Origin of the sequence: Novacetimonas hansenii JCM 7643, assembly GCF_000964405.1 — a bacterium.
Lineage (GTDB): Bacteria > Pseudomonadota > Alphaproteobacteria > Acetobacterales > Acetobacteraceae > Novacetimonas > Novacetimonas hansenii.
Map to the genome: position 1 here is coordinate 1 of NZ_BANE01000082.1, position 13,300 is coordinate 13,300.

The 13,300-nt window shown below is 56.4% G+C and carries 10 protein-coding genes and 1 pseudogene; 7 read left to right on the top strand and 4 right to left on the bottom strand.

Features of this window, described 5'->3' with window-relative positions:
- Nucleotides 1–52: 52 nt before the first annotated feature.
- Nucleotides 53–382: pseudogene (locus tag B7G66_RS06670) on the top strand (helix-turn-helix domain-containing protein); the annotation flags it as partial.
- 19 nt (nt 383–401) lie between these two features.
- Here B7G66_RS06670 and B7G66_RS06675 read toward each other — a convergent pair.
- Nucleotides 402–884: a DUF2938 family protein gene (locus tag B7G66_RS06675; RefSeq protein WP_003618947.1), complete on the bottom strand. Its 483-nt coding sequence runs from the start codon at nt 882–884 to the stop codon at nt 402–404.
- A 103-nt stretch (nt 885–987) separates the two neighbouring features.
- On the opposite strand from B7G66_RS06675, the gene B7G66_RS06680 reads away from it, so the two are divergent.
- A complete protein-coding gene (locus B7G66_RS06680; protein ID WP_003618945.1) occupies nt 988–1,440 on the top strand; it encodes an Rrf2 family transcriptional regulator in 453 nt (150 codons plus the stop codon).
- A 532-nt stretch (nt 1,441–1,972) separates the two neighbouring features.
- Here the strand turns inward: B7G66_RS06680 and B7G66_RS06690 are convergent.
- Together B7G66_RS06690 and B7G66_RS06695 are read right to left on the bottom strand one after the other, a co-directional pair.
- Nucleotides 1,973–4,183 carry an nSTAND3 domain-containing NTPase gene (locus B7G66_RS06690; RefSeq protein ID WP_003618943.1) on the bottom strand — a complete coding sequence of 737 codons (2,211 nt, stop codon included), beginning with the start codon at nt 4,181–4,183 and terminating at the stop codon, nt 1,973–1,975.
- A gap of 158 nt (nt 4,184–4,341) precedes the next feature.
- Nucleotides 4,342–4,566 (bottom strand): hypothetical protein, encoded by a 225-nt coding sequence (locus B7G66_RS06695; protein WP_141312795.1) that lies wholly within the window; start codon nt 4,564–4,566, stop codon nt 4,342–4,344.
- Nucleotides 4,567–4,639: 73 nt separating this feature from the next.
- Here B7G66_RS06695 and B7G66_RS06700 point away from each other — a divergent pair, with 73 nt between their 5' ends.
- The 5 genes from B7G66_RS06700 to B7G66_RS06720 all read left to right on the top strand — a co-directional run bounded on the left by B7G66_RS06700 (nt 4,640) and on the right by B7G66_RS06720 (nt 12,322).
- The gene (locus B7G66_RS06700; RefSeq protein WP_231106184.1) at nt 4,640–5,947 is read left to right on the top strand and encodes an SIR2 family protein; all 1,308 of its coding nucleotides are present in this window, start codon (nt 4,640–4,642) and stop codon (nt 5,945–5,947) included.
- Nucleotides 5,948–5,951: 4 nt separating this feature from the next.
- Entirely contained in the window at nt 5,952–7,667 is a 1,716-nt protein-coding gene (locus tag B7G66_RS06705) for an ATP-binding protein (protein ID WP_040511751.1), read from the top strand.
- Nucleotides 7,668–8,167: 500 nt separating this feature from the next.
- Nucleotides 8,168–9,643, top strand: coding sequence for an efflux transporter outer membrane subunit (locus B7G66_RS06710; protein ID WP_080545412.1), 1,476 nt, complete (start codon nt 8,168–8,170; stop codon nt 9,641–9,643).
- Entirely contained in the window at nt 9,636–10,796 is a 1,161-nt protein-coding gene (locus tag B7G66_RS06715; RefSeq protein WP_003618927.1) for an HlyD family secretion protein, read from the top strand. Before B7G66_RS06710 ends, B7G66_RS06715 begins: the two co-directional genes overlap by 8 nt.
- The gene (locus tag B7G66_RS06720; RefSeq protein WP_003618926.1) at nt 10,793–12,322 is read left to right on the top strand and encodes a DHA2 family efflux MFS transporter permease subunit; all 1,530 of its coding nucleotides are present in this window, start codon (nt 10,793–10,795) and stop codon (nt 12,320–12,322) included. Before B7G66_RS06715 ends, B7G66_RS06720 begins: the two co-directional genes overlap by 4 nt.
- Before the next feature lie 6 nt (nt 12,323–12,328).
- On the opposite strand, the gene B7G66_RS06725 is transcribed toward B7G66_RS06720, so the two are convergent.
- The gene (locus B7G66_RS06725) at nt 12,329–13,255 is read right to left on the bottom strand and encodes a LysR family transcriptional regulator (protein ID WP_003618925.1); all 927 of its coding nucleotides are present in this window, start codon (nt 13,253–13,255) and stop codon (nt 12,329–12,331) included.
- Between the last annotated feature and the right edge of the window lie 45 nt (nt 13,256–13,300).

The window sequence follows — 13,300 nt, forward strand, 5'->3', positions numbered from 1 at the left end:
AAGGCATTGTCAAGCTTGAAAAACTTTCGGATCGGGCTCTAAGATAAAGCTACGATCCACTCTCTTGCCCACATGGAAACTGCGTAGAGTTCTTGATCATATGGAAGCACATCTGGCTGAGCCATTTGATTTGGATTGTCTTGCTGCTTTGTGTGGCATGAGCCGTTTTCACTTCAGTCGCTCATTCCGTACAACCACGGGACAACCCCCCTCTGGTTGGTTCATGCAGCACCGCGTCCAGAAAGCATCAGAAATGCTTCGTAAGACCAATCTTTCCATTATCGAGATTGCCTTGGGGATCGGATACGACAGTCCAAGTCACTTTGCTCAGGTCTTCCGCAGAGTGACAGGTGTCAGTCCTCGTCACTATAGAAAACTGTAATCACTCTCTGAATAAGGTTTCAGAAAAAACCTTGGTAAAAAAGTTCACCTAAATACAGTCCCATTCCAAAGACAGCATGAGCGCTTATACTGAGAAATAGTCCTTTTCCAGGATTGGGAGCCCTAAGCCCGAAAAAACCGCCGCCCAGAGCAGGTTTCATAAACAGAAAAGGGGCTAAAAGGGTAACAAGTCCGAAGAGTAGACCATTTAGCAGTGTGGGGACTGTCTTTGCTATAACCACCACAAAACTGAGGTACAGTGCGGCATAAACAGCACCAATCAGATAATGAAATGCCCAGCCAACAGTGGCCTCTCCTTTCAGGGAGGGTCTTTTTCCAATCATTGGGTCATAGATCCTGCCGTCACGCCACCCTATGACCCAGCGGCCGGTGACAGACCAGTTGGCTGCAGGAATTCCAGTCAATGGTTTCTGGGCTTGTTGCCAGATATCGGATGCAGCAGTCGCCACGACGCCGACTGTCAGAATTTCGAGCAAATTCATACAGCATATCCTCGAAGTAAGAGTGTTCGTGCACACTTTCATGTCACTTTTCGAGTATCATGATATACTGACGAAATCGCACTCTAGCAACACATGAAGTTACATGAGACAAGATAACAGATTATCCTGTGTGCTCCACGTACTCCTGCATATGGCAGAAGCAGGTGGTCCCATGACGTCAGAAGCCCTGGCTCGCGCCCTTAACACCAACCCCGTGGTTGTGCGACGTCTTATGGGCGGTCTGCGTGAGCATGGATATGTGCACTCCGAGAAAGGACATGGCGGGGGGTGGACGCTTTCATGCCAGTTGGATCGGGTAACGCTGCGAGATATTTACGAGGCTCTTGATGCCCCAAGATTATTCGCCATAGGGAACCGGAGTGAAAAGACTGAATGCCTTGTTGAGGAAGCCGTTAACGATGCAATGAGTGGCGTCCTTGCGGATGTTACGGCCCAACTTCTCGCGCGTTTTGGCCAGATTACACTTGCAGCGCTTCATGCCGACTTCCATCAGAGGCTAGCAGCGCGCCATGCTCCGGCCACGCTCTGCAAGTAGACCAAGGGCTGATGGCCAGGATTGATGCTGACCTTGTGCCTCCCGGAATTCAGATGTCGCAAACAGTGAGTGGTTTAAGCTACATGACGTTGCTGGTGTTTTAGCCAGGTCATGGCGTCGGTTACTTCAATGCCCTGTAAAGCGTTGAAAGTCTGTTTCTTGTCCCATGCCACGCCAGTATCGCGTGCAAACGCAAGACGATATTTCCGTATTCCGTCATCAGGGTGTGCGGCGACTTCTGCGCGTACTCACGCCCAGAACACTATCGACCATGTGCTTTCTGAGCGCATCTGACCTTAAGCGACTGGAATACGATGTCGGCTTTCGGGAAGTCCCAACTGACCGATCCGCGTCCGAAAAGAGGCGGAAGCCGTCGCACCATGGACCCAAGGAAAATGGCCGCTAAGTCGAAGGGTCTCGGGCACCGGCAGGCGTACGAAAGTCTTACAATTACGACCCGCGGGGAAATCGGCCATGACCACGATACTCCTCGTCGAACCCGCGCGACGACCGTCGCTGCGAAGGAAGCGTGTCAACAGCCCCTCAAGCCACCGAACATCGACCGGATCTCCGCATCACTCATATTGCGATGGGACGTGACCCCGCCCCCGCGGTATCCCTCCTCCGGGTCGTGCCGCGGCTCATGCTCCTCCAACGCCTCCCGCCGCCATCGGATGTCGCGCTTTACCGTGTCGGCCGGGAACCCGCGCCTCTCCATCAGTGCGAGCACACTCCTCTCGAACACGTCGAGGTCATCGAGGGTTGTGATCGCCTCAAGGTCGCTATCCACGCTGCGTGTGAAGGTCCACATGGCGGATTGGACGGCGATGGCAGCCCGCTCTTGATCGTTGCCGTGCGTGAACAGCGCCTCGTCCATGCTCTCGATGTCCTCGAGCGGCAAACACATCGCCTTCTTCTCGAGCATAGTGGCGGCAGCCTCCGTGGCGACGGACCGGACGCGGGTCTCGACCTCGGTCGGCAGAAGCGTCATCGCGGACCTCTCGAGTAGCGAGCAGATATCCCGGACCTCCTCCTCATCGACTCCCTGCTGTTCAATCGCCACCAGTGCCGCGAGCATCCTGTCGATCAGCCCCTGGTCACGGAACTCATCGCAGAGGTCGAGGGAGAGCTCCAGATACGTGAAGCGCTGCGCCCAGCCGCCATTGTGAACCCTGTCGAGTGCTGCGGTCCAGACCGGCGTCGACCCCTTCCAATCGCCCCGATGGGCACGAAAGATCGCGAAGCACTCGCTGAGTTCGCTTGCGGTCTCGATGCAGGGGACGATGTGAGGCATTAAGCGATCGACCTGAATGACGCTTCTGAGATAGTCGCGGAGGCCAGGATTGGTGAAGTGGACGAGATTGTTGAGAAGGCTGAGAGCAGAGCCCTCGATTTCCTGATATGCGGCTCGGAATCGAGCCTCGATCTCCGAGGGGCGCAGGGTGTTGCCCAATGCCATGGCAACCCGCACGAAACTGTCTTTCAAAAGAGTGATCCCGACGAACGCGCCGTTGATCGCCATTGCGAGCAGTACGGTTCGCGCATCCTCGGACATATGCTGCCTGTAGGGCCGGTCCCAGAGCTCATGCGGATTGTCGAGAGCGTGCTGGATCAACTCACGCGTGGGCCGCTCGTCCAAGGCGAGATATTCCAACCGCGTCAGCATCTCGATAAGGCGCGGATTGAAATTCTTGTGGTCGATCATGGCCAGGTAGAAGCCGTCTTCGAGAATGGCGCCCTTCTGGGTTTCGGTCAGGCCAGAGAAGTGGATGTGGTTGTAGAGAATCCGCGCCTTCGCCTCGCGGGTGTAGGCACCGACGTTCAGGACGTAGCTGCGGACTCCCTTCGCCGCGCTGAGTCGAGCCGACAGCATCTTCGCCTGCGCAAGCACGTAATCGCGCGTCGTGAGGATGAACCTGATATCTTTCTGGGCCGCCACTCGGGATAGCAGGGGCGGCAGCCTCGCATCCAGGCCGCGGACGTGATCCGCGGAGAGACCGACCTGACCGAGGAAGTCGTCGAAGAAAATCAGACGCCTTTCGCCCTCGCTGGCGACCGCCATTGCCTCTTCAACATCGTCCACGACGAAGATCCGCCAACCCTGCTCGGCATGGCGCCACAGCAGAATCTGAGCCAGCGTGGTCTTTCCGACGCCCGGCGCGCCCGCGATGATCAAAGCCCCCGTGTCTGCCAGCAGCGTCTCAGCGTCGGCCACGCTCTGGTTCTGAACAAAGCGGGGTATCATGCCCCGGATGATCTCTAACTCAGCCGCCGTCCGGTTATAGACGCCGCTGTGAATAATGCGCTCTAGCACGGCCGAGCTCGCCATCCACAGCTTGAAATGGCGCTGCTCTACCTCCGGATGGAGGCGCAGGAGATTGTTGATATCCTCACGACCCAGGATGTCGACCTCTGCCAGCGGCACCTCCGGCATCGCCGCCACGATCTTGGTCTTCAGTACCGGCGTCATCGAGACGGATGTCGCCAGCAGGTATCGGCTCGGCACGAGGGCGATCGCCTTGGGGCATTCAAGACGCATCGCCCGCACCAGAGCCGCTGGGCCACTGCGGGCGTAGTGCTTCGCCTGCACGACGATCTGGTGCGGTCCGGACATGTATCTGACGTCGACGCCCTGATCCCTGCCGGGCCCGAAGCTCTCCAGCCTCTGCGACCAATGGGCCTGCAGCAAGTCGCGGACTAGCTCTTCGAAATCGAGAGGGGAGAGATCGTGGAAGTCATTCATGTCGAGGGCAGAATTTTACTAGTTTTTCCGCTAAAAGGGAAGAAGGAATTGATCAGTGCAGCCAGTTCGCGGCTCGCCTAGCAATGTCGGCTTTCGGGAAGCTCTTCTAACCGCCTGTGTGTCCGCGAAGAGGCGACTGCTGCCTGTCTGGTTTCATATTACTGAGCAAACAGGCAGTTCAGCGGGTGGAGGCAAACAGTAAGGTCGGCTTTGTGTAGGGCGATCGGCCGGATTATCCCGATGAACTGGCGTTTCTTCTGGCTCGAATTACCGCCGCCCGTCGTTTGGCTGTGGGATGAGGCAATGGCCAGTTTACCCAGCAAATGGCGAACACCTGTGATGCGGTGGTCCGCCTCGAGCCCAGTGCTGATCAGGTCACTCATGCTACCCCACATGAACGCACATGTTATCTCGTCGCCATGTTGTTGGCTCGCTTCCACGTGCTAAGCCTCAAATATGAACACGATGCCTTTGACCCATTTCGATTATTGGAAAGTCCATGCCGCCAATCGGACTAATCTTCGCCTACTTGTCCCCGGCAGCGGCTGGGTCGCTTATGCTGATCGCATCGGCCAAGAAAACAAGATCGAAGATCGGGGGAGCAAAGAGGAGATAGAAAGCGCGCTAACCAATGCACTTTCTGCGTCCAATTTCCTTACTTTGACTGGTGCAGGTGCGTCATTCTGTGCACGCAATCCTGACGGCCAGCCTCAGGCGCCATCAATGAGTGATTTGTGGCACGCAGTGGCTGCAGCCGTTGGGGCACCTGAGTTCGCTGCCGTGTGTGCGAGGTTTGAAAAAGCAAAGCTCCATAAAAATATCGAGAAGCTGCTCAGCCTGTGCAAAGTTTACCTTGAACTCAACGAAGCCGCTTTGGAGGATGACACTGACGTAATGGCTGTCCGGACCTTCGTTCCGCTTGCCGAAAAATGCATTCTTGGAAAGGTTGATTACGTTACCGCGGAGACGGAACTACCGGCTCATGAAGCCTATGTTCGAAAAATTGGGCGGCGAGGCTTCCGAAAGACGCGCGCGAAAATTTTCACTACCAATTATGATTTGAGTCTTGAAGAAGCGGCTCGTAGGCTACGTTTCACCATTATAGATGGCTTCTCGCATTCGCTCGATCAGGTCTATGATCGCCAGTATTTCGAATATGATATTGTCAGGCGCGAGCCTTCGAAAGAAGCACCAGACTATATCCCCAACGTCTTTCAGTTATACAAACTGCATGGATCGACCGACTGGCGAAGGGTTGGCGCAGATGTGGTTCGCTCTCGCGACAACGCAGTCGGCGAACCAGTTCTCATCTATCCCCGTTCGAGCAAATACCAAGAAGCGTTCGACCCGCCTTATCTCGACATGATGAGCGCGTTTCAAGCTGCGCTAAGGGAGCCCGATAGCGCTATTGTCGTTGCTGGCTTCGGATTCAATGACGATCATATCAGCCGTCCGATTCTAGCTGCTCTTGAATCCAATCTTTCCTTCCGTCTCATTATTTGTGATCCAGGCTTTATTCGGTGCTACGAGGATCTTACCGACGATCCCATGGGCGAGCCAGTTGTCCATGCTATCCCAGATGTAGAAACGCACCCCAACCCTATGTTGGAGCGGATTCGGCTGCTTGCTCAAAGCGGCGACCCGCGCGTGCATCTGATTAACGGTCGCTTCGAGGATCTTGCGGACGCGATGCCGGACCTCATTGGTCAAACCGACCGCGAGCGCCATGCCGAGCGCGTTCGCTCGATGCGAGAAGTGGGCTAATCCCGTGACACTGAGCCCTGTCGATCCAGACAGATATATCGGTACGGTCACGCTTGTGACCGCGTCTCAGGTGCAGGCTAACCTACCGCATGCGAGTGCCCACCCTGAACGCCGCGCGCTCGCGAAAGGTACCGTTGGAGATTTCGTATTTGTCGATTGCGAACGCACGAAGCTCCTCGGTCGCATTATAGAGGTAAAAATCCCCGATGGCGAACGTCTCTCCGTCGAGCCGCACCTTGGCAGATCGTTAAACCCGAACCCCATCGGACGCATCCAACTTCTTGCTACATTGACGGATGGCGATACACAGCTTGCGCGCGGCATCAATTCCTATCCAAAGATTGGCGATGGCGTTTTTCTCGCCGGTGCCGAAGTTCTTGCGCTCATAATTGGTAAGAGCGCTACGAGGCCAAACGAGATAAGTCTTGAGATCGGCGCTATCGAAGCCGGAGATAGGCGTGTCGGCGTTCAGCTTCCACCCGAAAAGCTCTTTGGACGACATTGCGGTGTGTTCGGGGCAACTGGTGGCGGCAAGAGCTGGACCGTTGCCAGCCTGATTGAGAACATTAAGAAGCACGGTGGCAAGGCCATCGTGTTCGATCCGACCGGCGAGTTCTGCGACATAGAGGGTATCGACACGGTTTTTGCGTTCGAAGGAGGTATCTCGAACACAACCCAGGTTCACTTCCCTTACGAGGAGGTGACAGAGGACGATCTGTTCTCGCTGTTCCGACCTTCAGGTCAAAGCCAAGGGCCGAAACTTCGAGACGCAATCAAGAGTTTAAAGCTGGCCCGAGCAGTGGCTGGTTCTGCTCCGGCCGGTCTCTTCATAACGAACGGCATTGTTGAGAAAGCGGGACGAGCGCGTGCACCGTATTTTGCGGCCGTGACAGCAAATGCCGCGTCGCTGCATTCGCCAAAGTGTTCATTTGATATACAGAACCTCGCAGAGCAAATTAAATCTGAATGCGTTTTCGGTTCGGCATTCAATAACGCTAACAATTTTGGGGACACCGACAAGAATTCTCTCAGCTACTGCGAGACCCTATCGTCACGGATTTCCACGTTAACTAACTCGCGGGAACTGGAATGCCTGTTTCGTGCAGGTGGTGCCTCTCTTGTCAATGAACTAGAAGCGTTTCTTGCAGATGCTGAGCGCGATATTGCCTTGATCTCATTCAAGGAAGTCCGCTTCGAGCACAACACACGCGAATTGCTACTCAACATAATCGGACGATATCTCCTGGGCATTGCACGGGAGGGTCGCTTCCGCGATGCGCCCATCGTCGTTTTCCTTGACGAAGCCCATCAGTTTCTTGGTCGGGCCGCTGGTGATGAATATGGCAGCGTGAAACTTGAGGCCTTTGGTCTTATTGCGAAAGAAGGTCGGAAATATGGCCTGACAACCGTCCTCGCCACGCAGCGCCCCCGAGACATTCCGCAGGATGTACTGAGCCAACTTGGCACCCTTATCGTCCACCGACTGACGAACGAGCAGGACCGCACGACAGTGGAGCACGCCTGTGGCGATCTTGATCGTGCAGCTGCCCAGTTCATTCCTATGCTGGCGCCGGGTGAGGCCATCATTATCGGACCCGATCTACCAACACCGCTTCCGCTTCGAATAGCACGACCAAAATCACCACCCGATTCCAAGGGGCCGCAGTTTCAGAACCACTGGAATGATCGCTTAAAAGCCAAATGCAAGTGCGATGAATAAACGGCAGGCTGGGCTTTTTTGATATCCAAAGGGCCCTTCCGGACTGTGCCCCCCTGAGCGGTCTTTAGAGGGCTGTGGCGTAGAGATAGTTCTCATCTGGTTCCGGTACGGCCCGCCTGATGACATTCGAACCTCGATCGGTTGAATGCGTGCGTAAGGCCGTGATCCGCAGTTGTCGGCAGAGCGTTGGATGCTTCATGTCGGCTTTTGGGAAACTCTCCCAACCGTATGTATGTCCGGCATGGAGGCGTTGACGTTTATAAATGTTAACCGCGAACCATTTCTGGCTTCTTTTGGTCGTGAGGTCAGGTTGGATTGCCGCTGTGCAGAAATCGAATCAGCCTGTTTGAAAAATATCAAAGGTAGTGATGTAAGGAAACTGCAGGACAGCATAGTTGCCGATTACTTGAGATGAAATGAATCATTCCATTACACGGCATTTCTGATCAGTATGGACCTTGGTAGGCAATGGTTCCTGAAATCACAGGAACTACGGTGCGATGTACACTACAAATCGAGTACAGACGCGAGCGTGGCTGCTGTTCTGTTCCACTCTTCTGGCCCTTTCAGGATGTGCTCCCGGCAGGGATGAGCGTCCTGAAGGTAAAATCACGGATGTCAGCATCCTGAAAAGCGGTCATGATATTGAACAGGCGCAACAGCAGTCTGCTCACACATCTCCCGCCAAGGCATGGTGGCTGGTCTATCATGATCCTCAGCTTGAGCGGCTCGTAGGAGACGCGCAGGAAAGTGCTCCCTCGATCCAGATTGCACAGGCACGGTTGCGTGAGGCTGCTGCCGTAGAAGGCGCCGCGCGAGCTAATCAGTTGCCCCATGTCGATGGGTTCGGCTGGATAGCGGGGGAGCAATTCCCTGATCACTCTTATTATCCCGCGCCATACAAAGGAAATTTCGGGAGTGAGGGCAAGCTCCAGCTTGATGTTCAGTATCATGTCGATTTCTGGGGACGTTGGCGAAAACTGACACGTTCGGCACGCTACTGGCAGAAGGTTTCCTCTCTTGAGGTCGCTGATGCGCGCCTTCTGATTCAGACGGCAATGGTCAGTGCTTATGTAAGACTGGATGCAGCGTATCGGATGCGCGATGTGGCTCAGCAAGGGCTTTCACGGCGTGAAGGCATCGTGGAAATGCTGGCGTTACGGGAAAAGGCCGGGCTTTCGACCGACATCAATGCTGTGGCGGCCCGTGAGGCCCTGACCGACACCCGCAGCCAGATTGATCTGCTGGACGGAGAGATCAGTGCCCGCAGACATGAAATCGCGGCCCTTCTCGGTAAATCGCCTGACTTTGGGGACGCGATCGTACGGCCGCATCTGCCGGTTATTGCTGATCCGGCGCCGTTGTCGAATGTTCCGGCTGTTCTTCTGGGCTATCGGCCTGATGTTGAGGCCAAACGTGCGGCAGTGGAAGCCACATCCAACGCCGTTGGTGCGGCCCGCGCGGCATTCTATCCCGATGTCGATCTTGTTGCCTTTGCTGGTTTCCGGTCTCTCGATATCGGTCACATGATGCGACCGGGCAGTGTCGCGACACAGTTTGGGCCAGCCGTCACCCTTCCTATTTTCGAGGGAGGTCAGCTCCGTGCCGCCCTGAAAAACCGGCTCGGTGAGTACGATGCTGCTGTCAATGACTACAACGCGACAGTGTCAAAGGCGCTGCAGCAGGCCGCTGACGGAATCTCCGACCTGAAGGCAAGGCAGGCCGCCAGGCAGGAAGCCGAGGCCGCTGTCAGGCACTGGCAGCATGTCGTCGATCTTGAACGCATCCGTCAGAAAAATGGTCTTTCGGACACCAATGATCGTCTGGCGGCCGAAACGGCATTGCTGCTCTCTGAGCGCCGCTCAGTCGAGGCAGCCGCACGCGTCGCTGAAGCCCAGATCACCCTCATTCGCGCACTCGGTGGTGCCTGGTCGCCTTCTTTCACTTCCTCTGCAGGGCAGAAATACCATGGCTGATACTCCTGTTCCGGCGGCTGCGGATCCTGCCGCTACCCGTCGCAAGCGTCTGCTCTGGCTCGGTGGTGGTCTCGCAATCATCGCGGTTGGCTGGGGCGCCTATACTTTTCTCTCCAATGGTGCACTCGTTTCTACAGACGACGCATACGTCAATGGGCATGTTGTGGCGATTACACCACAGGTCGCGGGTACTGTCCGGGCCATCGGGGCGGACGACACTGATCGTGTGTTGACAGGTGCATCTCTCGTGGAACTGGACACGAGTGACATGCGTATCAGGCTGGAGGCTGCTGAAGCCGGCCTGGGTCAGGCCATCCGTCATGTCCGGAGACTTTTCGCGGCTTTGGACGAAGCCCGTGCGCTCGTTGCTGTCCGTCAGACAGAACTGGATCGGGCATCGGCCGATCTCCGGGCACGCCGTATGGTGGTTGGGCAGGGAGCTGTGACGGCGGAAGAGGCCCGTCATGCCTCGGATGCCACCAATACGGCGAAGGCCGCCCTTCAGGTTGCGCAGGCGGCGTATACCGTTGCGCTGTCCCAGACACAGGGTACGACGCTTCCTACCCATCCAGATGTTATTGCAGCAAAGGCCAGGCTCCGGGCGGCAACGCTGGACATGGAGCGTACCACGGTGCGGACGCCGGTCGGAGGCATGGTCGCAAAACGTGATGTCCAGCTTGGACGCCGCGTCGCTGTTGGTGATCGTATGATGGCCGTCGTGCCTTTCGACCAGTTCTGGATCGACGCCAATTTCAAGGAAAGGCAACTTCGGCACATCTGCGCCGGTCAACCCGCCACCATGACTGCGGATGTTTATGGCAGCAGCGTGATCTATCACGGTCATGTCATGGATGTGAACGCTGGCAGTGGCGCGGCTTTCGCCTTACTGCCGGCCCAGAACGCAACAGGGAACTGGATCAAGGTTGTGCAGCGTGTGCCTGTACGTATCGCATTCGATCCGGTGGAACTGGCCCGTAAGCCTCTCCGGATCGGAATGTCGACCGAGGTGGAGATTGATACCGGACGGTGCGATCCACAGGCGGCCAGTCGTCCAGCAGCCGCTGTTGGTACAGACCTTTATACAGAGCAGCAGCAGGCTGCGGACCGTCATGTTGCGGAGATCATGAAGAAAACCCTGGGAGAGGCGGAATGAGCAGGCCGGCTCCCCAGCCAATCCAGCCGCTGTCCGGGCCGCTCCTGGCGTTCGCGGCGATGACAATCGGTCTTGCCTCCTTTATGGCCGTGACGGATATCACGATCGCGAACGTCTCGGTCCCGACCATTTCCGGCAACCTTGGTGTCAGCACCGAAATCGGCGAATGGACCATTACCTCTTTCGGAATTGCGAACGCCATTTTCATACCCCTGACGGGTTGGCTGTCCCGTCGGTTCGGGCAGGTCAGGCTGTTTGTCTGCGCGGTGGCAGCCTTCACGGTTGCCTCGGTGCTTTGTGGCATGGCGCGTTCCTTTCCGCTGTTGCTTGGTTTTCGTGTCCTTCAGGGCATGGTGTCAGGTCCGATCGTGCCACTGAGCCAGGCATTGCTCGTTGCTATATTTCCGCCGGAAAAACGGACACTGGCGGTTGCCATGTGGGCCATGACGAACATGGCGGGGCCGGTGGCAGGGCCTGTGCTCGGCGGTTGGATTACGGACGAATACACCTGGCCGTGGATCTTTCTTGTCAACGCACCGGTTGGCATTTTCGTGGTGGTCTCCACATCGGCGCTGCTGCGGGGACGCGATACACCGACTGTCAGACTTCCGGTTGACGTAATCGGCCTGATCCTGCTTGCCATTGCCATGGGGTGTCTGCAGGTGGCGCTTGACCGTGGACGGATACTCGACTGGTTTGCTTCGCCTTTCATCTGCACAACAGCGATCCTGTCTGTGCTGGGACTTGTATTCCTCGTTGTATGGGAACTGGGCGCCAAATATCCCATCGTTGATCTGCATTTCTTCGCATACAGGAATTTTGCAGTTGGAACGGTCGCGGTGGCCATCGGGTTCGGGTTGTATTTCGCAGCCCTCGTGCTGGTGCCACTCTGGCTACAGACCGATATGGAATACAATGCGACATGGGCAGGGCTCGTGACCGCCCCCATGGGTGTATTTGGTATCCTGCTTGCGCCCTTTCTTGGGGCATGGGTCAGAAAGGGGGATGCGCGCCTCTTCGCGTCGCTGGCCTTCTTCTGCTGGGCCGCTGTGGCGTTCTGGCGGGCAAATTTCACGACGGATATCGATGCCGGTACGATTGCTCTCACCTGTCTGGCCCAGGGGATAGGGATCGGCTTTTTCCTGACACCTCTGACGGCTCTTTCCCTGTTTGGCATTCCGCCGGAACGCCTCGCTGCCGCGTCCGGGCTCCAGACAGCCATTCGCATGATGTCTGGAAATCTTATCGCCTCTCTCGCCCAGACGTTCTGGGATCGGCGCTCCCGTTATCATCAGGCGCATCTGGTCGAGACACTTACACCCTATCACGATCGTGCGGCGGATGCCGTGACGACCCTGAAAGGTGCGGGGCTGACGGGGGATCAGGCCTGGGGAGCTATCTACCATCAGGTGCTGGTTCAGGCAGACATGGTTTCCATGAATGAATTCTACATGATCTCCACATTTGCCTTTACGGCATCCGTGGGAATCATCTGGATTGCCCGACTGCCTCGAAAGAAAAGCTGAGTCCGATCAGGACGTCTTATCGTCCTGACGCCTCACCGGTGCACAGACTTCGCGCACGCATTGTCTGAGAAAGCGGTGCGCTGCATCGCGATCGAAACGGGGATGCCATGCCTGTGCAATGACAAGTGTATCGAGGGGTACAGGAATATCGAACGTTCTCAATTGTATCCCTAAAGCTTCGACAGCACGCAGGACAAAGCGCGGTACGAGGGCGATCAGTTCCGTACCGGGAAGAGCAGCGATCGCCAGCATGAAGGAAGGAACGATGAGAGAAACCTGTCGCTGAAGCCCGTAATGCGCCATCAGCGCCTGATCAACAGGCCCTTCCGCACGTCCCCGGCGTGAGACACTGATTTGCGGAAACGATACAAAGCGTTCCGGAGAAATTTCAGTTTTGAAGATAGGGTGGTCCGGAAGTGCCAGTCCGATATGATGATCGCGAAAAATGGTCTGAACCCGTACTTCCGGTCCCATGGCCCGGAGCGCCCCGATATCGAGATCAATGCGTCCTTCGCGCAGCGCATCGTCGTCGGACTCATGTTCCTGGGCAAACCGGAGTTCCGCTTTCGGGGCATCATGAGCGATCCGGGCTGCGAGGCTTGAGGCGAACGCCGCTGTAAATCCTTCATTTGCCCGGATTGTAAACCGTCTTTCCAGTCGGTCGAGATGCAGTTCCGTGTTCGGCAGGAGAACGTCCTGAGCTTCGGCAATGATGTTGCGGATCCGGGCGTGCTGGGTGCGGGCATACTCCGTGGCGACAAGTTCCCGTCCTGCCCGTACCAGAATGGGATCGCCCATGATTTCACGGGCACGGGCGAGCAGACGGCTCACGGAAGGTGGGCTTAGCCCAAGGCGTTCCGCTGTACGGCCCACGCTCTGTTCCTCAATAAGGATGTCCAGTGCATGGAGAAGATTGAGGTCCGTCGGTTTCACGTTTTCAAATCACTCCACGTCTTACGTCACGACCTTGTTCAGGAT